23 protein-coding genes are annotated in these 26,845 nt (G+C 54.5%); 17 read left to right on the forward strand and 6 right to left on the reverse strand.

The features are described from left to right. Positions 1-37: 37 nt before the first annotated feature. Positions 38-250, forward strand: a complete 213-nt coding sequence (locus tag B152_RS0101590; protein ID WP_020590622.1) for a cold-shock protein — start codon at positions 38-40, stop codon at positions 248-250. A gap of 255 nt (positions 251-505) precedes the next feature. On the opposite strand, the gene B152_RS0101600 is transcribed toward B152_RS0101590, so the two are convergent. Then, positions 506-1,528, reverse strand: a complete 1,023-nt coding sequence (locus B152_RS0101600; protein WP_020590624.1) for an NAD(P)/FAD-dependent oxidoreductase — start codon at positions 1,526-1,528, stop codon at positions 506-508. A 469-nt stretch (positions 1,529-1,997) separates the two neighbouring features. Between B152_RS0101600 and B152_RS0101610 the strand changes: the two genes are divergently transcribed. The 8 genes from B152_RS0101610 to ptsP all read left to right on the forward strand — a co-directional run bounded on the left by B152_RS0101610 (position 1,998) and on the right by ptsP (position 9,114). Beyond that, positions 1,998-2,696, forward strand: a complete 699-nt coding sequence (locus tag B152_RS0101610; protein WP_020590626.1) for a response regulator transcription factor — start codon at positions 1,998-2,000, stop codon at positions 2,694-2,696. A 72-nt stretch (positions 2,697-2,768) separates the two neighbouring features. Next, the gene (locus B152_RS0101615) at positions 2,769-3,269 is read left to right on the forward strand and encodes a hypothetical protein (protein WP_020590627.1); all 501 of its coding nucleotides are present in this window, start codon (positions 2,769-2,771) and stop codon (positions 3,267-3,269) included. 47 nt (positions 3,270-3,316) lie between these two features. Beyond that, positions 3,317-4,972, forward strand: coding sequence for a stimulus-sensing domain-containing protein (locus B152_RS0101620; protein ID WP_020590628.1), 1,656 nt, complete (start codon positions 3,317-3,319; stop codon positions 4,970-4,972). Positions 4,973-4,976: 4 nt separating this feature from the next. After that, positions 4,977-5,453, forward strand: coding sequence for an HPr kinase/phosphorylase (locus B152_RS0101625; protein ID WP_020590629.1), 477 nt, complete (start codon positions 4,977-4,979; stop codon positions 5,451-5,453). A 43-nt stretch (positions 5,454-5,496) separates the two neighbouring features. Beyond that, complete coding sequence (gene rapZ, locus B152_RS0101630; RefSeq protein ID WP_020590630.1) at positions 5,497-6,396, forward strand: RNase adapter RapZ; 900 nt, start codon at positions 5,497-5,499, stop codon at positions 6,394-6,396. A gap of 153 nt (positions 6,397-6,549) precedes the next feature. After that, complete coding sequence (locus B152_RS0101635; RefSeq protein ID WP_026261189.1) at positions 6,550-6,954, forward strand: PTS sugar transporter subunit IIA; 405 nt, start codon at positions 6,550-6,552, stop codon at positions 6,952-6,954. A 50-nt stretch (positions 6,955-7,004) separates the two neighbouring features. Then, the gene (locus B152_RS0101640) at positions 7,005-7,271 is read left to right on the forward strand and encodes an HPr family phosphocarrier protein (protein WP_020590632.1); all 267 of its coding nucleotides are present in this window, start codon (positions 7,005-7,007) and stop codon (positions 7,269-7,271) included. A 76-nt stretch (positions 7,272-7,347) separates the two neighbouring features. Further along, positions 7,348-9,114, forward strand: coding sequence for a phosphoenolpyruvate--protein phosphotransferase (ptsP, locus tag B152_RS0101645; RefSeq protein WP_020590633.1), 1,767 nt, complete (start codon positions 7,348-7,350; stop codon positions 9,112-9,114). A gap of 5 nt (positions 9,115-9,119) precedes the next feature. Here ptsP and B152_RS0101650 read toward each other — a convergent pair whose 3' ends face one another. Then, entirely contained in the window at positions 9,120-9,812 is a 693-nt protein-coding gene (locus tag B152_RS0101650; RefSeq protein ID WP_020590634.1) for an ureidoglycolate lyase, read from the reverse strand. A 140-nt stretch (positions 9,813-9,952) separates the two neighbouring features. Here B152_RS0101650 and B152_RS0101655 point away from each other — a divergent pair, with 140 nt between their 5' ends. From B152_RS0101655 to trxA, 8 genes are all read left to right on the forward strand, one after another. Beyond that, positions 9,953-10,849 (forward strand): LysR substrate-binding domain-containing protein, encoded by an 897-nt coding sequence (locus B152_RS0101655; protein WP_020590635.1) that lies wholly within the window; start codon positions 9,953-9,955, stop codon positions 10,847-10,849. Positions 10,850-10,963: 114 nt separating this feature from the next. Further along, complete coding sequence (ahcY, locus tag B152_RS0101660) at positions 10,964-12,259, forward strand: adenosylhomocysteinase (protein ID WP_020590636.1); 1,296 nt, start codon at positions 10,964-10,966, stop codon at positions 12,257-12,259. Between the two features lie 202 nt (positions 12,260-12,461). Then, positions 12,462-14,915, forward strand: a complete 2,454-nt coding sequence (locus B152_RS22105) for a PAS domain-containing sensor histidine kinase (protein WP_020590637.1) — start codon at positions 12,462-12,464, stop codon at positions 14,913-14,915. 40 nt (positions 14,916-14,955) lie between these two features. Next, positions 14,956-15,462: a tRNA (adenosine(37)-N6)-threonylcarbamoyltransferase complex ATPase subunit type 1 TsaE gene (tsaE, locus tag B152_RS0101670; protein ID WP_020590638.1), complete on the forward strand. Its 507-nt coding sequence runs from the start codon at positions 14,956-14,958 to the stop codon at positions 15,460-15,462. Then, positions 15,463-16,224: a nucleotidyltransferase family protein gene (locus B152_RS0101675; protein WP_020590639.1), complete on the forward strand. Its 762-nt coding sequence runs from the start codon at positions 15,463-15,465 to the stop codon at positions 16,222-16,224. A gap of 9 nt (positions 16,225-16,233) precedes the next feature. Further along, positions 16,234-19,272: a double-strand break repair protein AddB gene (addB, locus tag B152_RS0101680; RefSeq protein ID WP_020590640.1), complete on the forward strand. Its 3,039-nt coding sequence runs from the start codon at positions 16,234-16,236 to the stop codon at positions 19,270-19,272. Then, positions 19,269-22,769: a double-strand break repair helicase AddA gene (gene addA / locus B152_RS0101685; protein ID WP_020590641.1), complete on the forward strand. Its 3,501-nt coding sequence runs from the start codon at positions 19,269-19,271 to the stop codon at positions 22,767-22,769. The genes addB and addA overlap by 4 nt, the downstream gene beginning before the upstream one ends. A 131-nt stretch (positions 22,770-22,900) precedes the next feature. Then, entirely contained in the window at positions 22,901-23,224 is a 324-nt protein-coding gene (gene trxA / locus B152_RS0101690) for a thioredoxin TrxA (RefSeq protein WP_020590642.1), read from the forward strand. A 163-nt stretch (positions 23,225-23,387) separates the two neighbouring features. Here trxA and B152_RS0101695 read toward each other — a convergent pair whose 3' ends face one another. The 4 genes from B152_RS0101695 to trpA all read right to left on the reverse strand — a co-directional run bounded on the left by B152_RS0101695 (position 23,388) and on the right by trpA (position 26,833). After that, positions 23,388-23,582, reverse strand: a complete 195-nt coding sequence (locus B152_RS0101695; protein ID WP_020590643.1) for a tautomerase family protein — start codon at positions 23,580-23,582, stop codon at positions 23,388-23,390. A gap of 163 nt (positions 23,583-23,745) precedes the next feature. Next, positions 23,746-25,032 carry a bifunctional folylpolyglutamate synthase/dihydrofolate synthase gene (locus B152_RS0101700; protein ID WP_020590644.1) on the reverse strand — a complete coding sequence of 429 codons (1,287 nt, stop codon included), beginning with the start codon at positions 25,030-25,032 and terminating at the stop codon, positions 23,746-23,748. A gap of 7 nt (positions 25,033-25,039) precedes the next feature. Next, entirely contained in the window at positions 25,040-25,966 is a 927-nt protein-coding gene (accD, locus tag B152_RS0101705; protein WP_020590645.1) for an acetyl-CoA carboxylase, carboxyltransferase subunit beta, read from the reverse strand. Positions 25,967-26,002: 36 nt separating this feature from the next. Then, positions 26,003-26,833, reverse strand: a complete 831-nt coding sequence (trpA, locus tag B152_RS0101710) for a tryptophan synthase subunit alpha (protein ID WP_020590646.1) — start codon at positions 26,831-26,833, stop codon at positions 26,003-26,005. Positions 26,834-26,845 lie beyond the last annotated feature (12 nt).

Consider the following 26,845-nt stretch of genomic DNA (forward strand, 5'->3'; position numbering starts at 1 on the left):
TGCAAACTAGAGTGCTTGAAAAAAAATCGGGGGGGTAATGCAAAAGGGTGTCGTGCGCTGGTTTAACAGCCAGAAAGGCTATGGGTTTATTACCCCGGATGCGGGAGGAGAGGACGCCTTCGTTCACTTTTCCGCAATTCAAAAGTCCGGATTGCCGGGACTGGTTGAAGGGCAGCAGGTCGAATACGAACTGGTGGAAAGCAGAAAGGGGCGCTATAGCGCCGACAATCTGAAACTGGCGGGCAGATAATCGCTAACTCAGTGAAGGGGGCGGGCAGAAACAGCTATTCTGTCTATGGGGTGATTTTTGGGACCCTGTCATTTTTTGACGGAGCTATTGCCGTCATCCGTTTCTGAACTTGTGAAAAGACATAGGGGCAAAAGCAGGGGTGTTAAAACCCACCGGCTTTTGCCCCTTTTGTATTTTTCCCTTTGGAATAGGGATTTGCAGCAATCTTAATCTCTTGATCAGAAAACAGGGTCTGGCAGGGAAAAAAAGATACTGTCAGGGTTCGCCGGGCACACCCTTTGAGGTGGAGTACTGGAAATGGAGTTCCTGTTCCGGGAAGACGAGACTGTGGATCGCGTGCGCCGCCATCGCAGCTTCGGAAAAGCCACAAAGAATAAGCTTGAGCTTGTTTTTATAGGTCGCGATATCGCCGATGGCGAAAATTCCCTGCTGCCGGGTTTCGCAGGTGGTCGGGTCAACAAGAATATGCCCGCGTTCCAGAGTGAAGCCCCAATTGGCAATCGGTCCGAGATCCGTTGCCAGGCCATAAAACGGGAGCAGGACATCGGCGTCCAGTATCCGTTCATTGTCTTCCATGTCCTTGACGATAACCGCATCGAGCTGGCCATCTTTCCCGGAAAGACCGTGAAGCTGGTAAGGGACAATCATCTCGACCTTGCCACTGTCGGCCAGCGCTCGCATGCGGGCAACGGATTCAGGGGCTGCCCGGAACTTGTCCCGGCGGTGGACAACATAGACTTTTTTTGCCACCTGCGGCAGGGACATGGCCCAGTCAACAGCGCTGTCTCCGCCCCCGGCGATGACAACGGATTTGTCTCTGAAATCCTCGCGCCTTTTCACCAGATAAAAAACCGATTTGCCTTCATAGCTCTCGAGGCCAGCCAGAGGGGGGCGGTTGGGGCCAAAAGCACCAGCACCGGCGGCGAGGATAACAGCCTTGCTTGTGATGCTGTGGCCTTTGCTGGTGGTGACTTTCCAGCCTTGAGCAGCTGTAGATTCCAGTGCCGTGACCTGCTGGTCAAGATGATAGACCGGGTCAAAAGGAGCTGCCTGCTGTTCAAGCTGTTCGATCAGTTCAGCAGCAGCGACAGAAGGAAAACCGGGGATGTCATAGATCGGTTTTTCCGGGTAGAGCGCTGTGCATTGCCCCCCGGTTGCTTCCAGAGCATCGACCACATGGGTTTTCATACCGAGCATGCCACATTGAAAGACTGCAAAAAGCCCGGTTGGTCCTGCACCGATGATGGTTACATCAGTCTGATGGTTCTTTTCGCTCACGCAGTCTTTCCTTTTATTTTCCTTATTCCCGATCAGAGTACCATTAGTTTTTCAGATGAATCAGGTCTGAAAGATGGCCAAAATCTGGATCACTTCCGATTCTGTTCCGGGAGTCTTTGCTGGCGCATTGTATTTAAGGTCCGGGGTGTTTCAATAGCCGAAAAGCGGCAGAATTGTGCTTTTTGTCCTCAAAGCCAGGATTTTATTGGAAATAGTTTATATTCTTTCTGTTCAAAGATAGAGAGAACAGCAGGAGGTTTCAGGGCAATGTCTCAATCAAAAACAACAGGGGCAGGGGACAAAGCCGCTCCTAATCTGGCCCTGCGATGGACAATTCCCGAACAAAATACTGCCACAGTCACTCTCCACATTGCTTAATACGACAAGATACTTACTATTTGATTCGCTTGAGCGATATGATCGGGCGCCCCTATAGGGACGGCAGCCCCGCAACAAAATGAGGAATGGCATGGAAGGCAATATTGTTCTCGTGGATGATGACCGCAATATTTTAACATCGGTCTCTATCGCACTTGAGGCAGAAGGCTTTAAGGTACGAACCTATACCGACGGCTCAGAAGCCTTGCGCGGGATGTCTTCCAGTCCTGCTGATCTGGCTGTGCTGGATATCAAGATGCCCCGTATGGATGGCATGGAACTTTTGCGCCGCATTCGTGAAGGAAACCCGATCCCGGTGATCTTTCTGACGTCAAAGGATGACGAGATTGACGAGGTTCTGGGGCTGCGCATGGGCGCGGATGATTACATCACCAAGCCCTTTTCCCAGCGTCTTCTGGTCGAGCGGATCCGGGCCTTGCTGCGACGGGAGAAAGCCAAGCAGGACGCCAGCGAAGGAAAAGAAGGCGACAAGCCGATCCAGCGTGGTCATATGATGCTTGATGCTTCGCGGCATCTCTGCACCTGGAAAGGCAAACATATCAACCTGACTGTGACCGAATTCCTGATTCTCAAAGCCCTGGCGCAGCGACCGGGACATGTCAAAAACCGCGACCAGCTGATGGATGCAGCCTATGGGGATGCGGTCTATGTAGATGATCGCACGATAGATAGCCATATCAAACGGTTACGGAAAAAATTCAAGGAAAGTGATGACGATTTTGGCCAAATCGAAACCCTTTATGGCGTGGGTTACCGGTACCGTGACTGATCGTTTGTTGCTGGCTTTCCCAAGCTGCAAGATCAGTTGTTTTTCCTCCCGATACTGCAGGGGGGGAAGCCTGTGAAATCCGGCATCAAATTCCTGGAGAAGTTGCTTTTTGTTCTGGCCATGTCTCTGGTTGTGTTTGGCCTGATGCAGCTTTTTTCCCCAAGCGGAAAGCCTTTGCAAAAACAGGGAGAAGTCGTCATGGCCTCCCGGTCACTGGTTGAAGCCTTGGGGCCCGAGTTGCCCGCCTATGATATTATTCTTTTTAATGATGCCGGGCAGGAGGAAGGTCAGCTCGATCGCTCTTTGTCCGGGCTTCAGCAAGAAGCTCTCCGGGCAGGGCTTTATCAGAATGGGGCAGAAACCGTTTGTGATCTGCAGGGGAAACGCCCTGACAAGGTTCTCTGGGGGCAACGTGCAGGGCTGGAGCACCCCGATAGTTTATCCGTTTATATTTCGGAGAAACTGATTTATCTGGGTAACTACCTCGAAGCCTGGAAAATCCAGGCGCAGGGCGGGACTGTGAATTGTCACGTTCTGGATGAGGCAACAGCCCGGCTGTTGGCCGAGTTGTAAAAGATATAAAATTCAAAAAGTTGAACGTGTGATAATCGGGGGCAACGGTGGCAGATCAAAGCCATAAGCAGCAGGTAGAGATTGCCCAAGCGGTAAAAAAACATCGCAAGGGGCGCAAGCGTGGCTGGCGATCCTCTCTGACACGGAAGATCCTGTTGATCAATTCGCTTGTCTTGTTGATCCCGGTCGTCGGCTTGATGCACCTGGAACAATATCGGCTCAGCCTGATTGCCTCAGAACTTGATGCCCTTTCCATTCAGGGGCGGGCTTTCTCGCTCAGTCTGGGATCGACAGCTGTCGTTGCCAGCAAAGTCGGGGATGAAAAGCTTGTTCCTGAACTGACAAGAAGCCTGATGCGAGGCATGCTGAACGATATTGGTGTGCGTGCCAGAATTTTTGCAACATCCGGCGAGATGCTGGCGGACAGCCTTTATCTGGCAGGTGTTGGCGGGCCGGTGGAAATCGGTGAATTACCGCCCCCGGGTGGTATGAGTCTGGATGATAGAATCATTGAGTATTATGAAAAAATCATCACCTGGTTACCGGGTCGTGACGACTGGCCGCTCTATCGGGAGTCCCAGAGACAGAGTGCCGAGGACTACAAGGAAGTTCTGATTGCCATGAAGGGAGAGCCCGCCGGAATGGTTCGGGCCGATACTTCCGGGCGCCTGGTTTTGTCCATGGCGGTACCGATCCAGCGCTATCGTCAGGTGTTGGGAACACTGATGCTGTCAAAAGACGCTCAGGTTGTGACCGAAGCTGTACAGGCCCGAAGACGGGATATTCTTGCCGTCTGCGGGATTGCGCTGGGGGTTACGGTGCTGCTGTCACTTTATCTGGCGGGAACAATCGGGCGTCCGTTACGGCGGCTTGCTGATGCCGCTGACTTTGTCCGTTATGGCAAGGGGCGGCAGTACGAGATTCCGGACTTTACCCGTCGCCGGGATGAAATCGGAGATCTTTCAGGTGCTTTGCGGGCCATGACAGAAGCACTTTGGGCCCGAATGGATGCTATTGAGGGTTTTGCTGCGGATGTGGCGCATGAAATCAAAAACCCTCTGACGTCCCTCAGGTCTGCTGTCGAGACGGTGGCGCGGGTTTCTGACCCGGACCAACAAAAACGCCTCATGGCAATTATTCTGGATGATGTGCAGCGGCTGGATCGCCTGATCAGTGATATTTCGGATGCGTCGCGTCTGGATGCGGAACTGTCCCGGGCGAATATGGAAGATGTCGATGTTCGCAAGCTGCTGGAAACCCTGGTGGAAATACAGCGGGTTGGTCTGGACGGCAAGGAAGGGCCAAGCTTTGAGCTTCGTCAGGATGAGACTGCGGATCTTTGTGTTCCCGGTCTTGAAGGACGCCTGGGCCAGGTCCTGCGCAACCTGATGAGCAATGCCCAGACTTTCAGTCCGCCAGACGGAAAAATCACCCTGATTGCCAGAAGGGATGAGAACGAGGTTGTTATCACGGTTGAAGATGAAGGACCGGGGATTATTCCGGGCAAACTGGAAGCTATTTTCGACCGCTTTTATACCGAGCGTCCGGAAGGGGAGAAGTTCGGGACACATTCAGGTCTTGGCCTGAGTATTTCCAAGCAGATTATTGAAGCCCACAATGGTACAATAACGGCAGAAAACCGGGAAGGTGCCGGCGGCAAGATCCGCGGTGCCCGATTTATTATTACCTTGCCAGTGGGATAGGACTATGGCCTCTCAGCCGTTGATTCATGCGACTTGCCTTGCTTTTGAAGGGGCTGGTGAAAGTGCTGGCGATCCTGCCGGACAAAGGTTCGGGGTTTTGTTGCGTGGTCCTTCGGGCAGTGGCAAATCAGATCTGGCCCTTCGGGCCTTGCATGAAGGCTGTGCCAGACTGGTCTCGGATGACCAGACCCTGCTGGTGGTCAGGGATGAGCAGTTACTGGCCAGTCCACCTCCGACCATTGCCGGGTTGCTTGAAGTCCGGGGGCTTGGGCTGGTTTCGTTTCCTTTTTGCGAGCAGGTGCCTGTTACACTTGTCGTTGATCTGGTCCGACAAGGAGAGGTTGAGCGTCTGCCGGAACCAGCGCAGGTTGATATTTTGGGCGTTACTTTGCCAAAGATATCTCTCTACAGCTTTGAAGCTTCGACCCTTGCCAAGCTGGTACTTGCCATGACCCGACCAGATAGTGATATAGATAGATAACTATCTGTTCTTTTAGCTGATTATCAAATGAGGGCCATCTGTCATGCCGGACAACAACAATGTGCAGACAAAAGATCCCCTTCGTGTCGTCCTGGTAACGGGGCTTTCAGGTGCTGGCCGTTCAACAGCAATGAAGGTTCTGGAAGATCACGGGTTCGAAGCGATTGATAATCTGCCTCTGGACCTGCTGGATGTGGTTATTGGCGACAAGCGTCGTCAACGCCCGTTGGCGGTCGGGATTGATATCCGTTCCCGGAATTTTTCTGCCAGCCCGCTTTTGCAGCATATCGAAAAGCTGCACAACGATGCGGAGCTGGATGTTTCTCTGGTTTTTCTTGATTGCTCTGTCGATGTGCTGGAACGGCGTTTCAAAGAAACCCGCCGCCGTCATCCGCTTGCTGCAGACCGGCCCTTGAAAGACGGCATCCTTGCCGAGCGCAGGCTGGTTGCCCCGCTTCAGGCCCGGGCCAACTACGTGATTGACAGCTCGGATACCACCACGGCTGATTTTCGCCAGAATCTGACCGCCCTTCTCGGACTGGAAGAGAGCGGGATCATGACCATCCAGGTAATGTCTTTTTCCTATCGCTTCGGTGTGCCACGTGAAGCTGACCTGATGTTCGATGTCAGATTCTTGCGCAATCCCCACTATGACCCGGATTTGCGCCGGTTGACCGGGCGGGACAAGGCCGTAGCTGATTATGTCCGGGAAGATCCGGACTATGCCGAATTTGCAGAGAGTCTCAAAAAACTGCTCCTGCCGCTGTTGCCGCGTTATCAACAGGAAGGCAAAAACTATCTGACCATTGCCATCGGTTGTACAGGGGGGCGACATCGATCTGTTGCGCTGACGGAATGGCTGGGGCGTCATCTGGGTAAAATATGGTCCCAGGTCATTATTGCTCATCGCGACATTGATCGTGAACCCGATCGCTATCGTTAAGGTCTGACGGGCAGGGAAAAAGCGGTGCCCCGGGAGTTCCCGTGAACCGGGATACGGTCTTGTTGACGAGATCCGAGGCTTTATCTTGTATGATGACCGGGAAAGCTGCTAGTTTTCCGGAATAAAAGGAAAGCGCCTGCGGAAAGGGAAGGCATGATAGGGATGGTTTTGGTTACCCATGGTAACCTGGCGATCGAATTCGTGGCGGCATTACAACATGTCGTGGGCGAACAGAGCCATATTGCGACGGTTTGTATCGGACCGGATGATGATATGGAACAACGCCGCAAGGATATCCTCAGTTCTGTAAAGCAGGTGGACGACGGCCAAGGTGTTGTGATCCTGACAGACATGTTTGGAGGCACACCATCCAATCTGGCGATCTCGGTGATGGATCAGGCCAATGTCGAGGTGGTTGCAGGGGTGAACTTGCCCTTGTTGATCAAGCTTGCCGGATTGCGCGAGTGTAAAAAAATGAAGGCTGCAGTTCTTGAAGCGCAGGAAGCGGGACGGAAATATATCCATGTTGCTTCAGAGCTTCTCGGGGACAAGGCCTAGGCCTCGGTTGCCGGCAGGTAAGGCCGGATGTTTGCGGCGGGGGAACAAGAGTGCTGACGCAGAAAGTTACCATTCTCAATAAACGGGGGCTGCATGCCCGGGCTTCGGCCAAATTTGTCAAACTGGCAGAGAGCTTTGAGGCGGATGTCACGGTTCGTAAAGACGATACCGCCGTTTCAGGTTGTTCGATTATGGGGCTGATGATGCTGGCGGCAGCGCCAGGCTGTGAAATCGAATTGACGGCAGCGGGGCCTTCCGCCGAGAGCGCCATGGCAGCGCTGGTCGAACTGGTTGCCAACAAGTTTGATGAGGATTGAACCGGGGAGATAACCTCCTGTCCGCTATCTGGTCGGGGGATGTGTTTTAATAGTGGCAAGAAGTTAGGGAAACTACGTGAAAGAGAATCAGGGCGAAAGGATTTTTGAAGGTCTCGCTGTTTCTCCGGGCGTGGTCATTGGACCTGCCTACGTTAGTGAAGCCAGCGACATCCAGATTCAGGAATACCGGGTTCCGACGGCAAAAATTCCCGCTGAACTGATCCGGTTTGCCGACGCGGTAGAACGCGCGCTTGATCAGGTTTCCAAGCTGCAGGGACAGGCCCAGGATTTCCATGGAACTGCCGCTGAAGAGCTTGGCTATCTGCTGGATGCCCATGTCCAGATGCTGAAAAGCAGCAGTTTGATCGGGGGTATCAAAGCCCGGATTCAGACAGGGCAGAAAAACGCCGAAGCAGCTGTGATGGCCGAGGTGGGACAGATCGCCCGCAAGTTCACCTCGATCAAGGACCCCTATCTGCGAACCAAAGCTCATGAAGTCCGGGAAGTGGGACACCGCATTGTGCGGAACCTGAGCAAGATAGAAACTGACTCCTATTCCGGCCTCAACGAGAATTCGGTGATTCTGGCAGAAGAAATCACCCCGGCAGATACCGCCATGATGGATCCTGCCTGGATCGGTGGATTTGCGACGGTGCTTGGCGGACCGGAAGGTCATACCGCGATCATGGCCCGTTCTCTTGGTCTTCCGGCGGTTCTGGGGGTTCCCGGACTTTTGGCCGGGATTGAAAGCGGTCAGATTATTATTGTTGATGGCACCAATGGTCTGGTTTTTGTCAATCCGACCGAGGCGCGAATCAAGGATTACAAACGCCGCCAGAAAGATATTGAGCGGGAAGTCCGCTCGCTGGCACGCCTGCGCGATGTTCCTGCCCTTACCAAGGATGATCACCGGGTTGCCCTGCAGGCCAATGTGGAGCTGCCGAGAGAGACCGGACAGGCCGTGGCCAACGGGGCCGAAGGTGTCGGGCTGTTGCGGACTGAGTTTCTGTTCATGAACCGGGATGAACTGCCCACAGAACAAGAGCAGTATGAAGCGCTTGCTGAAATCATCGATGGCATGTCCGGGCGTCCGGTGACGGTCCGTACCCTTGATGCAGGGGGGGAAAAACTGGTTTCCGCTCTGGGAACAGCCCCGAGCGAATCACTGAACCCGGCTCTGGGACTAAGAGCGATCCGATTGTCGCTAAAACATCGGGATTTGCTGGAGACACAGTTGCGGGCGATCCTGCGGGCCAGCGCGCATGGGCCGTTACGAATTTTGCTGCCGATGGTGACGCATCCGGGCGAGGTGCGCGAAGTGCGCCGCTGCCTGATGGAAGTGGCTGAAGAACTCAAACAGCGAGACGTGAGGATTGCAGATCCTCTGCCGCCTCTCGGCATTATGATCGAGGTGCCGGGGGCGGCCCTTCTGGCAGACGGTTTGGCCAAAGTTGCCGATTTTTTTGCCATCGGCACCAACGACCTGACCATGTATACCCTGGCGATTGACCGTGCCGAGGAACAGGTGGCCTATCTCTATAATCCGCTGCATCCGGCGGTGCTCAAACTGATTTCCCTGACTGTAGAGGCCGCGCGACGGGCACATATTCCCGTGTCTGTCTGTGGCGAGGTCGCTGGGGATGTTAACTTCGCCCCGCTGTTGCTGGGACTGGGGGTCCGTGATCTTTCCATGAGTTCCAATGCCCTGCCCCGGGTGAAAAACCGTATTTTGCAGCTGGATATGGCAGAAGCAGTTCGCCGGGCAGAAACCATTATGACGCAGCATGATCCAGGCCGTATCGCCATGCTTCTGCAGGACTATAACGAACGCTTCACCAGTTAATCATTTTAGTCCTGCTTCTGGATATCGTCAGGTGTGAGCGGTATCCGCAGAAAGACGCCGAATTCTTCGGTAAAGTTGCAGCTGACCCGGGCATGAACGGCGCCCTGTTTGTCGTAGAAGCGTGACCTTGGCGAAAGTGGTGTGATGGCTTCGTGCCAGATTCCCGGATGAATACAGATCCCGAAACTGCCGTCACAATAGAAGGCGACCCAGTCCTTGGGGTGCATGTCGTCTCCTGTTTTAGCCAGGGCAGTGATGAAGGGGCGGTTATCCAGCGGGTAAAACAGCTGTGCGCCGTCAGGATGGTAATTGGCGTGCCAGATCAGGAGCTGGTCACGTTTTGCCTCCGGGTTGTCTCTTCTGGCCTTTGCCGGAAGTTCCGACCAACCCAGAATATAGCGGTCCTTGACGGCCATGTTTTCCCCGAGCAGGAAATCACCTTCCCACCAGAACTCGAAAATGCCTTCAAGGTGCCCTGCTTCATCGCCTGTACCTTCGTCAATGGAACGCCAGCCCAATGCTGGCCAGCGGACGATCTCGACCGGGTGGGCCATGTAATCAGTAACAAGAGTGCCAAATCCTTTGAGGCTTTCTGCTGTTGCCCGAACCAGCGGAATGTCGAACAGAGGCAATTCGCCAGGTACGGGTGGTGCCATGTAATCGAAGCTTTTTTTCCGGCCTGAATCTTTTGTTGCCATGACGGTCCCTCTGTTTCCTGATGATGCGCCCTGTAGTGAGTTTGCAGCTTGCAAAGAGCAGGGGCGACAATCAAATTAAATAAGCTGTAACATAAATTTAAAAAAATTTAACTCGCGTTATTATCCGGGGAGAGATCGGTATGCGGCACAGTCAGCTTCGGGCGTTTGATGCTGTGGCAAGGGAGGGGAGCTTTTCCCGGGCGGCCCAGCTTTTGAAATTAACTCCGCCTGCCGTGACAATACAGGTGCGCAGTCTTGAGGAAAGTTATGGTCTGACCCTGTTTCACCGCAGTGGCGGGCAGGCCCTGCTGACAAAAGATGGACAGGAACTGTTTAACAAGACCCGGCAGTTCTTTCTGGAGGAGGAGCAAATTCAGGAGCATCTCTCGGCTTCGTCTGCTCTGGAGCGGGGGCATTTGAAGATTGCAGCTGATGGCCCCCATGTTGCCTTGCCTTTGATCGCGGCCTTCCGCGAGCGTTATCCGGGGGTGACGCTTTCTGTCAGTCTGGGGAATGCCGAGTCTGTACGGCAGGATATTCTTGCGCAGAGAGGCGATGTGGGGATTACAGCGAACTGTGCCGGAGACGATCGCCTGATCCTTGATAATCTCTCGCTTCAGTCCATGGTCGCCCTGGTGCCTGTCGAGCATTCCCTGGCAGAACGCCAGCAGATCAGGCTGGCTGAATTGATGGCCGAGCAATTGATCCTGCGCGAACGCGGGTCCAATACACGCCGGGTTCTGGATCTGGCGGTGAAACAACAGGGGCTTGCCTATGAAGAGGTACTTGAACTCGGCAGCCGCGAAGCCGTCCGCGAAGCTGTGGCGGTGGGACTGGGGGTCGGGTTTCTTTTTGAACATGAGGTCTGGGGAGACAACCGAACCCATGCATTACTGATTGATGAATTGCGCGACAGCAACAGGGATATGGTTATCTGCCTGAAAAGTCAGATCAAGCGACGTTCGGTCGAGGCTTTTGTTTTGCTGGCACGGGAAATGGCGGGAGCAGCTCTGTCAGGACAAAAGGTCCCCGTATAGGTGAAGAGAGGCAAAACGGGTTGCCATTTGCCCTCAAGGCTGCTATTCATTCCCTCAAATTACAACATAAAGAATTCTTTATGTGAAGTTATTTTCTTTGATGAGAGTGATAGAATGACTGAATTTACGGATTACAAAGTTGCCGACATGTCCCTGGCTGACTGGGGCCGCAAGGAAATTGCCATTGCTGAAACTGAAATGCCGGGCCTGATGGCGCTGCGTGAAGAGTTCGGCGCGAGCAAACCTTTGGCTGGTGCACGTATCGCCGGTTGCCTGCACATGACCATTCAGACTGCTGTTCTGATTGAGACACTGACGGCGCTTGGTGCTGAAGTCCGCTGGTCTTCCTGTAACATTTTCTCGACCCAGGATCAGGCTGCTGCTGCGATTGCGGCAACGGGTGTTCCTGTTTTTGCCTGGAAAAAAGAAACCGAAGAAGAATTCGTCTGGTGTATCGAGCAGACAATCGAAGGTCCAAACGGCTGGCGTCCAAACATGATTCTGGATGATGGCGGCGATCTCACCGTAATGATGCATGATCAATATCCCGAGCTTCTGAAAGATGTGCGTGGCCTTTCCGAAGAAACCACCACAGGTGTGCACCGTCTTTATGAAATGGTGAAAAAGGGCACACTTGCTGTTCCCGCCATCAACGTGAACGATTCAGTAACCAAGTCAAAATTTGACAACCTCTATGGCTGCCGTGAGTCACTGGTTGACGGTATCAAGCGTGCAACCGATGTGATGATTGCCGGTAAAATCGCCGTTGTCTGTGGTTTTGGTGATGTGGGCAAAGGCTCTGCCGCGTCCCTGCGTACACAGGGTGCCCGGGTTCTGGTGACAGAAATTGATCCGATCTGTGCTTTGCAGGCTGCCATGGAAGGCTACGAAGTTACGACACTGGAAGATGCCGCTGCGCTGGGTGATATTTTTGTAACCACCACAGGAAACAAGGACATCATCACCATCGACCACATGCGGGCGATGAAAGACCGTGCGATTGTGTGTAACATCGGTCACTTTGATTCCGAAATCCAAATCGCTGCACTGCGCAATCTGACCTGGCACAATGTCAAGGATCAGGTAGACGAAGTCGAGTTCCCTGACGGCAAACGCCTGATCGTTCTGGCTGAAGGCCGCCTGGTGAACCTGGGCTGTGCAACAGGTCACCCGAGCTTTGTGATGTCTGCTTCTTTCACCAACCAAGTGCTGGCGCAGATCGAGCTGTGGAATAATGCGGCGGATTACGAACGCAAGGTATATGTTCTGCCGAAACACCTTGATGAAAAGGTTGCTGCACTGCATCTCGCGAAACTTGGCGTGAAGCTGACCAAGCTGAGCCAAGAGCAGTCAGAATACATCGGTGTTCCTGTTGAAGGGCCGTTCAAACCGGATCATTATCGCTACTAAGCTGGTCGATAACCGAACAAGACAAGGGGGCGCAGATTTTTCTGTGCCCCCTTGTTGTTTCAACGCCTTGTTCCATCTGAATAAAATCTTTACACTTGGTTAAGTTGTATCGGCTGTTGGCCGGACAGGTCTTTAAGGGAATGTTCTGCTGGTCGGGGTTGTCGGCTGGAATGTTCCCTCCGGATTTACTGAGGGGAACGCGGTGTCGTCATTTTCGGCTTATCTGCCGGGTCTGTTTTTTGCCTTTATGATCTTGATCGGGGCAGCAGTTCTCGTCTTTGCCTATCGTTATCGCTGGATGATGGCGCAACAGAAATTTCAGGAACTTCAGTCCCGGGCTGGTCTTGACCGCGCGGCCCTGCTGGCGGCCCCGCTGGGCTGTCTGACCTTTTCACACAAGGACCAAAAACCCCGGGCAAGTGCCGGATTGATCCGTGAATTCGGTCTTGATCATGGCGAGATTGATTTTAACGCCGTTTCTATTCTTTTTCAGCGCGGGGGCACCAAACCAAACGCGCTTATCGAAGCTGTTGAATCTCTACGCGGGGCAGGGAAGTCCTTTATTCTGACCTTGCCAGCCAAAGGCAGAACCTATCGCATTTCCGGCCAGAGGATTGAACCCTTTACCGGCCAGCCTGTGGCGGATGTGGTGTGGTTTTCGGACATCAGTGATCTGGAGAGACAGATTCATGCTGCGCATGAAAATTCACGGCATTCGGGTGACTTGCTCGACAATCTGCCTTTGCCGGTATGGATGCGGGATGGCAACCTTTCCCTGACCTATTGCAACAAATATTATGCCGCAATCGTCGAAGTTGATGCCGCGGAAGCGGTCAAAAACAATATGGAATTGCTTGATCGTTCCAAAGCAGGGCAGGCCCTTGACCTGGCCCGGAGAGCCCTGGCGACAAAAGAGCTGGTTTCGCAAAGACAGCATGCAATTATCGGTGGCGAACGGCGTCTGCTGGAAATTTGCGAGAAGGCTTTGGATGACACTTCGCTCATTGGTTTTGCTTTGGATAAAACCGGGTTGGAAGAAGCTGAAGGTGAGTTGAGCCGACATATCAATGCTCATGCCCAGGTGTTGGAAAATCTGGGGATTGCTATTTCAATCTACGGGCCGGACCAGCGGCTGAAGTTTTTTAACTCTGCCTATGCCACTCTTTTCAAACTCAATGATGAGTTCCTGCGGTCTGAACCGATGCTCAGCGAGATTCTTGACAGCCTGAGGGAAAACCGCCGCCTTCCTGAATATGCCAACTTCCCTGAATTTAAACAGCAGCGCCTGCGGGAATACCGGACCATGATCGAGCCGGTCGAGGAGTTGATGCATCTGACCGATGGCACAACCCTGCGTTCGGTTGCCACGGCCCATCCCTTTGGCGGTGTGTTGGAAACAGTTGAAGATGTGACGGACCGGCTGGCGCTGGAGCGTTCCTATAACACCCTGACAGCCGTCCAGCGCGAAACGCTGAACAAGCTTTATGAAGCTGTTGCGGTTTATGGTGCGGATGGTCGGCTGAAACTGTTTAATCCTACCTTTGCCCAGATCTGGAAACAGCCGGAAGAGTTCCTCAAAACCGAGCCCCATGTGCGGGATGTGGTTGCGCGGGGGCGGGAACTGTTTGATGTTACTGACGAGCAATGGGAAGCCCAGCAGGAATTTATGGTCGCCCGCGTCTGTGAGCCCGAGCCGAGAAGCGGACGGAAGGTTCGGGCAGACGGTGTCGTGCTGGACTGGGCACAGGTCCTGCTGCCTGACGGTGCTTCCTTGCTGACATTCCTGGACGTGACGGACTCTTTTACTGTTGAGCGGGCTCTGTTGGAGAAGAACGAGGCGCTCGAGACAGCAGATCGTCTCAAGACCGAGTTTATCGCCAATGTGTCCTATGAACTGCGGACACCTCTGAATGCGATTGTCGGCTTTGCCGAAATACTGGAAAACCAGTTCTTTGGTGAACTGAACGAGCGTCAGAAGGAATACAGCCAGGCGATCGTGGAATCCTCTCACCGCCTGATGGCCCTGATCAACGACATTCTTGATCTGGCGACGATCGAGGCCGGATATCTCTATCTCGATCTGGCTGAGGTCAAGGTCGATCAGATGTTGCAGCATCTGCACACAATCGGGCATGAGCGCGCCCGCCACCGCAATGTCGAGATCGACATCGACTGCAGTGATGACATCGGTTCGGTTCTTGTTGATGAACGCCGCTTGACCCAAGCGCTTTTCAACCTGCTTATCAATGCCGTGAAGTTCTCCCCCGAAGGCGCAACGGTCGCCATTACAGCCCGCAAGGATACCGAGCTGCGTCTGTCGGTTTCAGATAGCGGTGTGGGGATTGGCCGCGCGGATCAAAAAAGGGTTTTTGACCGTTTTGAACGGGGTGAAGGCCATGCCAAGCAGGCAGGGGCCGGCCTTGGGCTTTCTTTGGTGAAAAGCCTGGTCGAGTTGCATGGCGGATGGGTTGAACTGGAGTCCGAGATTAATGAAGGAACCACAGTCACCTGTCATATTCCTTTGCTGGATGACAAGGATATAAAGAAAAAAAATATCGAGCCGCCAGAGCAGGAAATTACTTCGGGAAATATCCGCAATATCACCAGTACTCTGGATAAACCTGTTGCGAACGACCCGCCTTCAAATGAGCCATAACAGCAGTCAAAGTTTTCCGGAATTATTATAAGGGTGTGACATGGCGGGAGATCAGGAAATCGGGCAGGTCATTTGTCAGAATGAAATGGCAACCCAGGCCTTTGCTGCGCGTCTGGCCCCCATGCTCAGGGCGGGGGATGTTCTGGCGCTTGATGGAGATCTTGGCGCAGGAAAGACGGCATTTTCCCGGGCTCTGATCAATGCGTTTCCTGCCTGTGCAGGCCAGGAGGAAATTGAAGAGGTCCCCAGTCCGACTTTCACGCTGGTTCAGGTTTATGACCGGGGCGAGGAGCAGATCTGGCATTTTGATCTCTATCGACTGGAAGATCCGGAAGAAGCTTTTGAACTTGGTATTGAAGAAGCTTTTGCCGAGGCGATCTGCTTGATTGAATGGCCTGAAAAGCTGGGGCGATTCCTGCCGCGAAACCGTTTGCTGGTAAAGCTGAGTTACGGGGAAGGGGAAACCAGTCGTAAAATATCCCTCCATGGTGAGGCAGGCTGGTTATCACGTCTGTCCCCGCTTTTTTCAGAAGATGGTAAGCAGTAAATGACGAAGACGCAGGTTTCCCACAACAAAGGCCAGAGGATCAAGACCGCGATGGTGTTGGCCGCCGGGCTCGGCAAACGCATGCGCCCGATCACGGACAGTTTGCCCAAACCCCTGGTGCCGGTTCTGGGGACGCCAATGTTGGAGACAATTATTTCCCGGTTGAAAGCCGCGCAGATCACATCCCTTGTCGTCAATGCCTTTTACCTCAAAGAACAGATCCGGGATTTTATCACTGCTAAAAATGATCCAAGCCTTACTGTTTCTGAAGAAGATGTTCTGCTGGAGACCGGCGGGGGGGTGGCCCTGGCGTTGCCGAAACTGGGGCAAGAACCCTTTATTGTCGTTAACGGGGATGTTTGCTGGCTCGAGGGGGCCGAACCTGCTTTTGAAAGGCTGATGGCAGCCTGGGACCCCGAGGTGATGGATGCGCTGCTGTTGCTGCATCCGACCTGTCGGGCCGTGGGGTACGAAGGCAATGGTGATTTCTCTATGGAACCGTCTGGTCGACTGATTCGCCGACAAGAGCAGCAGCAGGCTCCTTTTGTTTTTGCGGGTATCCAGATCCTGCATCCAAAGCTGTTTGAAAAGGTTCCTGCCGGGGCGTTTTCACTGAATCTGATTTATAACAAGGCGTTGGAAAGTGAGCGGCTGTACGGGTTGCGCCACGAAGGTGAATGGTTCCACGTTGGAACGCCAGAAGGTCTGGCCGAGGTAGAAGAGAGACTGAAAGACAGAAGCAACCCCTCTGACTTCTTCTAGGAAGTAAATATGATGGCCGGTCAGATCTATACCATCCCCTCGAATGTATCCTTTGTCGATGCCTTGGCCGAAGGTGTGCTTGAACGCTGGGGAAATGATCCGCTTGAGCTGTCCCGGGTGATGATCCTCTTGCCGACACGCCGGGCCTGTCGCAGTTTGCAGCTTGCTTTCCTGAGAGCTTCGGAGGGGTGTGCCCTGATGTTGCCCCGGTTGCTGCCTCTGGGGGATCTCGACCCGGATGAGCTGTTGATTTCTGCAAGCGAAGTTGGTGTTGGTGGGGGATTGGCAGCTGAACTTCCGCCGGAACTGCCCAAACTTAAGCGGCAGCTGCTGTTGAGCCAGCTGGTGTTGAAGTGGTCAGAAAGCCAGGAAAACGAGCAAAACAGCAACCGTATGCCGGAAGATCAGGCGGTGCGCCTGGCGAGTGAACTGGGGCGATTTCTGGATCAGGTTGAAACGGAAGGATTGAATTTCAGTCATCTGGCAGCGCTGGTACCTGCGGAGTATGCGGAACACTGGAAGGTTACCCTCGAGTTTCTGGAAATTTTAACCCGGGTCTGGCCTGCAGTTGAAGCTACCACCGGAGGAATCGGTTCTGCAGAACGGCGACGGCGTTTGCTTGAGGCCCAGATTGCTCACTGGCAATCCTCTCCCCCGGATCATCCAGTTATTGTTGCAGGTTCGACCGGCTCTATTCCGGCTGCGGCTGAATTGATTGCTGTGATCGCGGCTCTGCCTCTGGGACAGGTTATCCTGCCGGGTATTGACCTGCAGGCGGATGACAAGGTCTGGAATGAGGTCTTACGGGATAGTTCTCATCCACAGCATGGCCTGTCTGTCCTTCTCTCCAGACTTGCTGTTGAACGTGCTGCCATTGACTGTTGGTCAGATCAGAGCGCGGGGCGGGCCGACCCTGCCCGGGTTGCTTTTATCCAGACTGCCATGCGCCCGGCCCAGTCGACAACGGAGTGGCAGGGGTATATCGAACGAACCGACCAGAAAACTTTTGAGCTGGCTCTCGCGGGTGTAACCCGTCTGGACTGTCCCGGATCGGGAGAAGAGGCTCTGGCCATTGCCCTGATCCTGCGATCAGTGCTGGAAGACCCTGCAAAAACGGCTGCGCTTGTTACGCCGGATCGAAATCTGGCCCGCCGGGTTGCGGCGGAAATGGAACGTTGGGGAATCCGGATTGATGATTCGGCGGGTGCCCCTTTGCCGGAAGCACCTCCTGCAGTTTTCCTGCGTCTCACAGCCGAGATGATGGTTTCAAAACTTGCCCCGATTGAGCTGCTGGCGACTTTAAAACATCCGCTCTGCAGCGGAGGAATGGCACCGGGTATCTTTAACCGTATTCTCCGGCGGTTGGAAATTGCGGTCTTGCGCGGTGTCAGACCTGCTTCGGGTTTTCCGGGGTTGTTAAAGGCGCTCAAGGCAGACGAGGAACGCCATCCCGATACGGAACTCAGTTTGTTTGTCGGGAAACTGGCCGGGCTTGCGGAACATTTTGCTCAAAGTCTATCGGAAAGTTCAGGGGCTGACGGAGGCTCCTTCCGCGCTCTGCTGGACGCTCATGTTGCTTTTGCTGAACAGCTTGCCGCCACTGATGATCTTTCTGGCGCGGAGCGTCTCTGGGCCGGAGATGAAGGAACTGCTGCGGCTGAGTTTGTTGCCGAATTGCGCGAAGCAGCAGGGGATGCGCCGGAAGTTTCGGCTCATCGCTATCCGGAAATGATCGCGGCGCTGATGGTCGGGCGTGCGGTCCGGGCCCCTTTCGGGGCACATCCGCGTCTGAGCATTCTCGGGGCGATCGAGGCTCGTTTGCAGCATGCTGATGTGGTCGTTCTTGGTGGATTGAACGAAGGAAGCTGGCCTGCCGAAACCAAATCCGGCCCCTGGATGAGCCGCCCGATGCGCCGGGATTTTGGTCTACCGCAGCCCGAACAGCAAATCGGTCTTTCGGCCCAGGATTTTGTTCAGGCTTTCTGCGCCCCGCGGGTATTCCTCACCCGCTCGGAGAAGGTTGAGGGAGCGCCGACAGTTCCTTCGCGCTGGCTGTTGCGTATGGAAGCGCTGTTGGAGGGCCGCGGTTTAAAAGGTCTTCTGGAGCGTGAGGCAGCGCAATGGCTTCACTGGGTCGAAACACTGGATTTACCGGAAGATCGTATATCCATCGGCCCACCTGCGCCGCGTCCTCCTGTCAGTGCCCGCCCCCGCGAACTTTCTGTTACACGGATCGAGACATGGATGCGTGATCCCTACGCACTTTATGCCCAGAAGATCCTGAAACTGCGCAAACTGGAGCCGATTGACGCGGACCCTTCCGGGGCGGACAAGGGCAGCCTGATTCACGAGACATTGGAACTGTTTCTCAAACGCTATCCCGATGCCTTGCCCGAAGATGCGGAAACCCAGCTTCTGCTCATTGGTGAACAGGTCTTTTCATCTGTGCGGGATCGGCCGGGGATCTGGGCATTCTGGTGGCCCCGGTTCCAGCGCATTGCCAAGTGGTTTGTTGAACAGGAGGCCGTCCGGCGAAAAGAAGTTTCCCGTTCTCACGTCGAGGTGACGGGGCGAATGATCTTACAGGCCCCGGCCGGAGATTTTGTCCTGACGGCCAAGGCGGACAGAATTGACGAGCTGGCCCGAGGCGGCCTGGCTATTCTTGATTACAAGACCGGAACAGTTCCCAGCAGCAAGAATGTCTTTCAGGGGCTGTCACCACAATTGCCGCTGGAGGCCGCAATTGCGGCAGCAGGGGGCTTTGGACATTTTTCGGATGCGGTTAGCGAATTGCTTTATTGGCGTTTGACCGGAGGCGAGCCTGCGGGAGAGGAAAAGAAGGCGCTGGGCCAGCGCAGCAGCGGTGAGAGTGTAGCTGAAGCGGCAACCGTGGCGCTGGAAGGACTGCTGGATCTGATTACCGAGTTTGATCACGAGGAAACACCCTATGCGGCGCGCCCGCGTCCCAAACAGGCGTTGATCTATAATGATTATGAGCACCTCGCCCGGGTCAAGGAATGGGCCAGCAGCAGCGAGGGCGAAGCATGAGTGTTGAGCAGAAAGCTGCCCCGGCGGGGATACAGGAAATTCTTGACAAGGCGACCCGTGAACAGCGCCAGGCAGCAGACCCCACGGCGTCAGTCTGGGTCGGCGCATCTGCCGGAGCAGGTAAAACCAAGGTTCTGACAGATCGTATTCTGAATTTGCTCTTGAGCGGCTCAGAACCAGGAAAAATCTTGGCCCTGACCTTTACCAAGGCCGCAGCGGCAGAAATGGCCAATCGGCTTTCGGGTAAGCTGGCGCAGTGGTCAACCATTTCAGACGAGGTCCTGCAGAACGAACTTTCAAACCTGTTGGGACGTTTCCCAAGCGATAGCGAAACCGTTACAGCACGCCGGCTTTTTGCCCGGGTGCTTGATACACCGGGCGGTATGAAAATCCAGACCATCCATGCTTTTTGCCAGTCGCTTCTGGGGCGGTTTCCACTTGAGGCCGGAGTTGCCCCGAATTTCCAGATTCTGGATGATCGTTCTGCTGCCGAGCTGTTGATCAGGGCGCGCGAGGATGTTCTCTCCGGGCGCGGGGGAGTGAGTGAAGAAGAGGTCACGCAGGCCCTATCTTGTTTGACAGCCTATACCCAGGAACAGTCTTTTGGCCCACTGGTTCAGGAAATTATCCGTGAACGGGGGCGCATCTCTATACTGCTGCAAAAATATGGCAATCTTTCCGGCCTGAGGCAGGCGGTTCACGAGGTGCTTGATGCGCCTGAAGGGGTCGGGATTGAGGAGCTGTTACTGGATGCTTGCAGTGATCGTCTGGTGAATGTGATTGCGCTTGGACAGGCGGCGGACGCCTTGCTGCGGGGGGCAAAAACGGATCAGGAACGGGGGCGGGTTCTCAAAAGCTGGCTTGAGGCTGATCCGCAGCTGCGTCTGCAGCGCTATGCTGATTATTCCGGTGTCTTTTTTACCCAGGCTGGAGAACCGCGCAGTCGTCTGGCAACCAAGGGAGCGCTGGAGGCTTTGCCAGATCTTCCTGAAATCCTGATGGGAGAGATTGAACGCCTGATCCGGGTGAATACTAAATGTAACGCGATCGCGGTTGCGCAGGCAACAATGGCCCTGTTGCTGATGGGGGTTTCAATTCTCAAACGCTACGAGCGTTACAAGGAAGCCCGGGCTTTTCTTGATTATGATGACCTGATTCTCAAGGCCAGGGACCTCCTGCGTGGAGACCGGGCGGTTGCCTGGGTGCTGTTCAAACTTGATGGTGGTCTGGACCATGTCCTGATTGATGAAGCCCAAGATACCAATCCTGAACAGTGGGATGTGGTGGGAGCACTTTGTGAAGAATTCTTCGCCGGAGAAGGGGCGCGCGAAGAAATCAGAACAATTTTTGCCGTTGGTGATGTCAAACAGTCGATTTACAGTTTTCAGCGGGCAGATCCGGCCAAGTTTGAGGAAATGCGTCGTTATTTCCAGAAAAAGGCTGTTGCTGCGGAACAGAAGGTGGAACGGATCAGCCTGGATGTTTCTTTCCGCTCGACCCCCGCGGTTCTCGGAGTTGTCGATCAGGTCTTTGCCTCGGCGGTTGCGGCCGATGGTGTGGCTTTTGAAGCCGTAGCATTGAATCACCAGCCAGTACGTCTGGGACAGGCCGGGCGGGTTGAGCTCTGGCCCCTGATCGCCAGTGAAGCCGCCGGAGAAGAAACACCCTGGACCCTGCCGCTGGCCCAGGAAGCCGAAATGGAATCCCGGGCCCGTCTGGCGATGGTTCTGGCCCGCCGGATTCATTACTGGACCCGATCCGAAGCCGGAGCGGATGATCCACTCTGCCAGTTGCCCGCCAAGGGACGGCGTATACGGCCCGGTGATGTCCTGATCTTGGTCCGGCGACGCAATGCTTTTGTCGAGGAACTGGTGCGTGAACTTAAGGTTCTTTCGGTTCCGGTGTCCGGGGTGGACAGAATGGTGCTGACCGACCAGATGGCGGTAATGGATCTGATTGCCCTGGGGCGTTTTTTACTGTTGCCGGATGACGACCTGACACTGGCAACTGTCTTGAAGGGACCTTTGCTGGGACTGAGTGAGGAGAAGCTCTTTGTCCTGGCTCATAAACGCAAAGGCACACTCTGGTCGGTGTTGCGTGATCGGGCGGGGCAGGATGCTGACTGCGCCAGAGCGGCAGGCTTTCTCAACGGGCTTCTTGCCCGGGCTGACTATACGCCGCCCTTCGAACTGATTTCGCACATTTTGGGACCGCTTGGCGGGCGGAAAAAACTTCTGGCCCGGCTGGGGCCGGATGCCCGCGACCCGATTGAGGAGTTTCTGTCACTTGCGCTGGTTTACGAGCGCGAGGAAACACCTTCGCTGGAAGGATTCCTGCACTGGCTGGAAGCCGGAGAGCAGGAAATCAAGCGCGACCTTGAACAGGGGGGAGATGCGGTCCGGATCATGACTGTTCATGGTTCCAAGGGGTTGCAGGCACCGCTGGTGATCTTGCCGGATACAACACAGATTCCGCAGGCTGACCGCGGGGTGCTCTGGCTCAGGGAGCAGAACAACATTCCGGTCTGGTCGCCACGGACTGCCTTGCAGACCCCGGTTATTTCAACCGCAAGAGAAGGCTTACGCAAAGAAGGCCTCCGTGAATATCGCCGCCTGTTGTATGTGGCCCTGACCCGGGCAGAAGACCGCCTGGTCATCTGTGGCTGGAGCGGGCAAAGAGACCCCTCAGAAGACAGCTGGTACGCCCTGGCCAAATCGGCGCTTTCCGAGACGGCAAAAGAAGAGAATTTTACGTTCCCCGAAGATCCCGCAGGCCTCTGGGATGCACGGGGATGGCTGGTCGAGAATCCCCAGACGGCCGAGGTGAAAAAAGCGTCGAATGAACAGAGGGAAGAAGCGGCTTTGCAGGCTCTGCCGAGCTGGGCCTTTTCTGTTCCCGAGCAGGAGCCTGTGCCGCCAAAACCGCTGGCACCTTCACGCCGCAAGGATGATGAACCTCCGGTACGGTCTCCCCTGGGGGACGGGGATGGCAGCCGTTTCAGGCGCGGGCTTCTGATCCACCGTTTATTGCAGACCCTGCCGGATCTGGGGCGGGATAAATGGGAAGAAGCCGCCCGACGTTTTCTTTCTTCGCCGCTGCATGAGCTGACAGAAGACCAGGTCACCCGGCTACAGGAAGAAACCCTTTCGGTTCTTCGACATCCGGAATATCAGTCATTGTTTGGCCCGGATAGCCGGGCGGAAGTCCCGGTTGTCGGCCTGGTTCGAAGGGATGGAGATGTCGAGGTCATCTCGGGACAGGTGGATCGTCTGGTTATTACAGATAAAAAAGTAATTATTATCGACTATAAAACCAACCGTCCGCCACCTCTTTCGGTAGAGAAGGTCCACCGTGCCTATCTGCGTCAGATGGCTGCTTACCGGATGATTTTGCAGCAAATTTACCCGGATCACGAGATCGAGGCGCATCTGCTCTGGACCGATGATGCCAGATTGATGCTCTTGCCCGACAGCATTCTTGCTCAACATGCACCTTGACGTTGGGGGACCTGAATCCCTACATTCATGCTGACGTTGTGAGCAGGGCTGAGAACATTCCCCATGACATTCTTTGCGGGATGTTCTGTTGCCAGTCCGCTACACACACCAACAATGGCAAGAGGTACAAGATGGCAACGAGCGCAATCAGCGACGCTTCCTTTGAAACAGATGTTCTGAAGGCAAGCGTTCCGGTTCTGGTGGATTTCTGGGCAGAATGGTGCGGTCCTTGTAAAATGATCGCCCCGGCTCTGGAAGAACTTTCGGCGGAACTGGGTGGCAAGGTCGCAATTGCCAAGCTGAATATTGATGAGAACCCGATGACACCACAGAAGTATGGTGTTCGTGGTATCCCGACGCTTCTTCTTTTCAAAGACGGTGAAGTTGCCGCTACGAAGGTCGGCGCAATCGCCAAAGGCCAGCTTAAAGAGTGGATTGAAAACTCTCTTTCCTGAGTGTTCTCAAAAGCTGAAGGCAAAACCCTTTGTGAGTTTTGTCATGAGACAACAAAGCCCCGCAGATTTGCGGGGCTTTGTTATTCGAGAAGCGTTTTCCCATCAGCCGAATGCTTTGTCAGCTGGTTGTTGCAGCAGGTCTTGCAGCGATGAAATGCGAGTCTCAGTGGCGGGCTTTGTCGGTGCATAAAATTCCGCCAGCACCCCAGTTTTCCTTGTTTACATCATCAATGACGACATAAACAGCATCTCTATTGCAACCTGTTATCCGGGCTGTTTCCTCGGTCAGGGTTTTAACCAGAGCACGCTTTTGCTCGAGGGAACGGCCCTGAAACATCTCTACACGGATGATGGGCATAGCCTGTACCTTTTTTTACCTTCTGCAAGAGTAGCGGAAAGCAGGCAAAAAAGCTATCGAAACCAGCGGTACTTATTTGTGATAAAACGAGAGCAGAAGGGGAATTTGTTCTGCTCTCGTTTTGGTCTTCAAGAATCAATTTTCAGCCGGGTTCCTGTTGGGATCAACTGCTCTGGGAAAGGATATGGCCTGCCAGATAAAGAGAGCCGCAAATCAGAATTCTGCCGGGTTTTTCCCGGGCGAGGATTTCCTCTACTGCCTGCTGAACCGTTTCACAGGCACTGGCCTCAAAGCCAGCCTCACGGGCATGTGAGGCAGCGTCTTCGGCACTGAGCGAAGCAGGTTCAAAAGGAATCTCGATTGCCCTCAGGCTATCGCCAAGCGGCGCAAGCGGACGGAGATACTCTGTCGCTGCTTTGGTGTTGAGCATGCCATAGATGATATGAACCGGTTGGTCCTGCCATTCCTGTAAAAAAGCGGCAAGGGCAAGGCCTGCTGATTCGTTGTGGCCGCCATCAAGCCAGAGCTGCCAGTTGCTGTCAGGAAGCAGATCGGGAAGCAAGCCGGTGTGAAGCTGTTGCATCCGTCCCGGCCAGATAGCCCCGGTCAGGCCTGAAGCCATATGCTCTTGTTTAAGATCGAATTCTGTTGCAAGGATTTCGGCACAGGCGATTGCCATTGCGGCGTTCTCGATCTGGTGTGGTCCGAGCAGGTTGGGCTTGGGATAGAGAGCGCTACCTTTGTGTCCGGTGAAGAGGAATCCCTCTTGCTCGACTGTGATGGACCAGTCTCTTCCCTCGACATAAAGCGTTGCACCGATTTCCCGTGCTTTGTTCTCGATAACGGCAAGAGCTTCCTTACACTGTTTGCCGACAACACAGGGGACACCCGGCTTGAGGATACCAGCTTTCTCGCCAGCGATGGCTTCGATCGTGTTGCCAAGAAACTGGGTGTGATCAATGGAAATCGGCGTAATTGCGGTCAGGGCCGGGCGATCAATAACATTGGTGGCATCGAGACGCCCTCCCAGGCCTGTCTCGAGCAACAGGGCATCCGCAGGGATGGTGCTGTAGGCGAGGAAAGCCGCAACGGTGGTTACTTCGAAGAAAGTGATGGAATCAGAGCCGTTGACGGTTTCACAGCGTTCAAGCAGGCGAACAAGCTCTTCTTCGCTGATCAGCTCTCCGGCAAGCCTGATCCGTTCGTGGAACTTGACCAGATGTGGAGAGGTGTAGACGTGCGCTTTTTTGCCACCGGCTTCGAGGATCGCGCGAAGATAGGCAAGCAGTGATCCCTTGCCATTGGTTCCGGCAACATGGATGACGGGGGGAAGCTTTTTTTCTGGATGGTCCAGAAGCTCCAAGAGCCGCTCGACGCGGCTCAGGGAGAGATCAATTATTTTAGGGTGCAGGAGGCTCAGGCGTTCCAGCACAACATCACTACGACGCATGATTATTTCATTCGGCTTTTGAGTTGCCCTTGGGCTTTGCAGCTTTGTCTTCTGTGCTGTCCCGGAGGGGCAGAACTTTGGCTGCGGGGCCTTTCTGGGTCAGAAGATTGAAGATCCGGATCAGGGTCTCGCGCAGTTCATGGCGGTGAACCACCATGTCGACCATGCCATGTTCCAGCAGGTATTCTGCGGTCTGGAAACCTTCAGGCAGTTTCTCGCGAATGGTCTCCTCGATCACCCGTTTCCCGGCAAAGCCGATATTGGCGCCGGGTTCTGCGATGGCAATATCCCCGAGCATGGCGAAAGAGGCGGAAACACCCCCTGTGGTCGGGTCGGTCAACAGAACGACATAGGGCAGACCAGCTTCCTTGACCATATCAACCGCGACGATGGAACGGGGCATCTGCATCAGGGAAAGAATCCCTTCCTGCATTCTTGCGCCACCTGACGCGGGAATAACCAGAAGCGGTGCTTCCTGAAGGACGGCGAGTCTGGCCGCAGTCAGGAGGCCTTCACCAACAGCCGTTCCCATGGAACCGCCCATATAGGTGAAATTAAACACGGCAACAACCGCGGGCATTCCTCCCATGGACCCATGCGCGACAAGGATGGCTTCCTTGTCTTCGTTTTTGGCATTGGCGTCCTTGATCCGGTCGGTATAGCGTTTCAGATCCTTGAACTTCAGTGGATCAGTCATGGTCTTGGGCAGTTCGACCAGGGTATATTCCCCCTCGTCGAACAGGGTTTTCAGCCGATCTCGGGCCGAGATGCGTAGATGATAACCGCTATAAGGGCAAACCCAGAGGTTCTTTTCCAGTTCCTTCTTGAAGATCATCTGCCCTGTAGCAGGGGATTTGACCCAGAGGTCGTCCGGTGTGTCATTCTGCACAAGAGCGCGAATTTTTGGGCGAACGTAGTTGGAAATCCAGTTCATGCTGATCTGCCTTGTTTTTTCTCTTAGCTGTGGCGCTTAACCACGGGCGCTACGCACACCTTCGGAAAGGGTGCGCACATAATCCAGTACTGCCTGGGTGAGGCCGGGTTTTGGCCGGTTGTTCTCGTCCAGGTATTCTTTCAATTTATCAATGATCGCCGAGCCAACCACGGCAGCATCGGCAACCTCTACAGTTCGGGCGGCCTGTTCCGCTGTGCGGATGCCAAAACCGACGGCGACAGGAAGATCTGTCTGGGCCTTGATCGTTGCCACGGCATCCCTGACGACATCCTGGGCCGCGGCAGCTGTGCCGGTGATCCCGAGAATGGAGACGTAATATAGAAAACCGCTGGTGTTGTTAAGTACTTTCGGCAGGCGTTCGCCAACAGTTGTCGGTGTGGTCAGGCGAATGAAGTGCAGTCCTTGCGCCAGTGCCGGGAGGCAGAACTCGTCGTCATGTTCTGGGGGAAGATCGACGATAATAAAGCCGTCAACACCTGCAGCTTTGGCATCGCTGAGGAAAGTCTCGACGCCATAGATATAAATCGGGTTGTAATAACCCATCAGAATAACCGGCGTATCCTGATTTTCTGCGCGGAAACTGCGCACCAGATCCAGGGTTTTGCGCAGGGACATACCCTGTTTCAGGGCGCGCAGGCTGGAGGCCTGAATTGCGGGGCCATCGGCCATGGGGTCGGAAAAAGGCATGCCGAGTTCGATGACATCAGCACCTGCGGCGGGCAGGCCCTTGACGATTTCCAGGCTGGTGGCCAGGTCCGGGTCTCCGGCAGTGAGGAAGGTTACCAGACCGCCGCGCCCTTCGGCGCGCAGGTTGGCAAAGCGTTTTTCTAGTCTGCTCAAGCTCATCTCTTTTTCCCC

This window comes from Kiloniella laminariae DSM 19542 (assembly GCF_000374005.1).
Classification (GTDB): domain Bacteria; phylum Pseudomonadota; class Alphaproteobacteria; order Kiloniellales; family Kiloniellaceae; genus Kiloniella; species Kiloniella laminariae.

Coding starts and splice junctions, on each gene's coding strand:
- trpA (WP_020590646.1), bottom strand. CDS start 26,833: ATGAGCTTGAGCAGACTAGAAAAACGCTTTGCCAACCTGCGCGCCGAA.
- B152_RS0101655 (WP_020590635.1), top strand. CDS start 9,953: ATGCGGCACAGTCAGCTTCGGGCGTTTGATGCTGTGGCAAGGGAGGGG.
- B152_RS0101675 (WP_020590639.1), top strand. CDS start 15,463: ATGACGAAGACGCAGGTTTCCCACAACAAAGGCCAGAGGATCAAGACC.
- addA (WP_020590641.1), top strand. CDS start 19,269: ATGAGTGTTGAGCAGAAAGCTGCCCCGGCGGGGATACAGGAAATTCTT.
- B152_RS0101610 (WP_020590626.1), top strand. CDS start 1,998: ATGGAAGGCAATATTGTTCTCGTGGATGATGACCGCAATATTTTAACA.
- B152_RS0101700 (WP_020590644.1), bottom strand. CDS start 25,032: ATGCGTCGTAGTGATGTTGTGCTGGAACGCCTGAGCCTCCTGCACCCT.
- rapZ (WP_020590630.1), top strand. CDS start 5,497: ATGCCGGACAACAACAATGTGCAGACAAAAGATCCCCTTCGTGTCGTC.
- ahcY (WP_020590636.1), top strand. CDS start 10,964: ATGACTGAATTTACGGATTACAAAGTTGCCGACATGTCCCTGGCTGAC.
- tsaE (WP_020590638.1), top strand. CDS start 14,956: ATGGCGGGAGATCAGGAAATCGGGCAGGTCATTTGTCAGAATGAAATG.
- B152_RS0101695 (WP_020590643.1), bottom strand. CDS start 23,582: ATGCCCATCATCCGTGTAGAGATGTTTCAGGGCCGTTCCCTCGAGCAA.
- accD (WP_020590645.1), bottom strand. CDS start 25,966: ATGAACTGGATTTCCAACTACGTTCGCCCAAAAATTCGCGCTCTTGTG.
- addB (WP_020590640.1), top strand. CDS start 16,234: ATGATGGCCGGTCAGATCTATACCATCCCCTCGAATGTATCCTTTGTC.
- B152_RS0101650 (WP_020590634.1), bottom strand. CDS start 9,812: ATGGCAACAAAAGATTCAGGCCGGAAAAAAAGCTTCGATTACATGGCA.
- trxA (WP_020590642.1), top strand. CDS start 22,901: ATGGCAACGAGCGCAATCAGCGACGCTTCCTTTGAAACAGATGTTCTG.
- B152_RS0101590 (WP_020590622.1), top strand. CDS start 38: ATGCAAAAGGGTGTCGTGCGCTGGTTTAACAGCCAGAAAGGCTATGGG.
- B152_RS0101635 (WP_026261189.1), top strand. CDS start 6,550: ATGATAGGGATGGTTTTGGTTACCCATGGTAACCTGGCGATCGAATTC.
- B152_RS0101625 (WP_020590629.1), top strand. CDS start 4,977: ATGGCCTCTCAGCCGTTGATTCATGCGACTTGCCTTGCTTTTGAAGGG.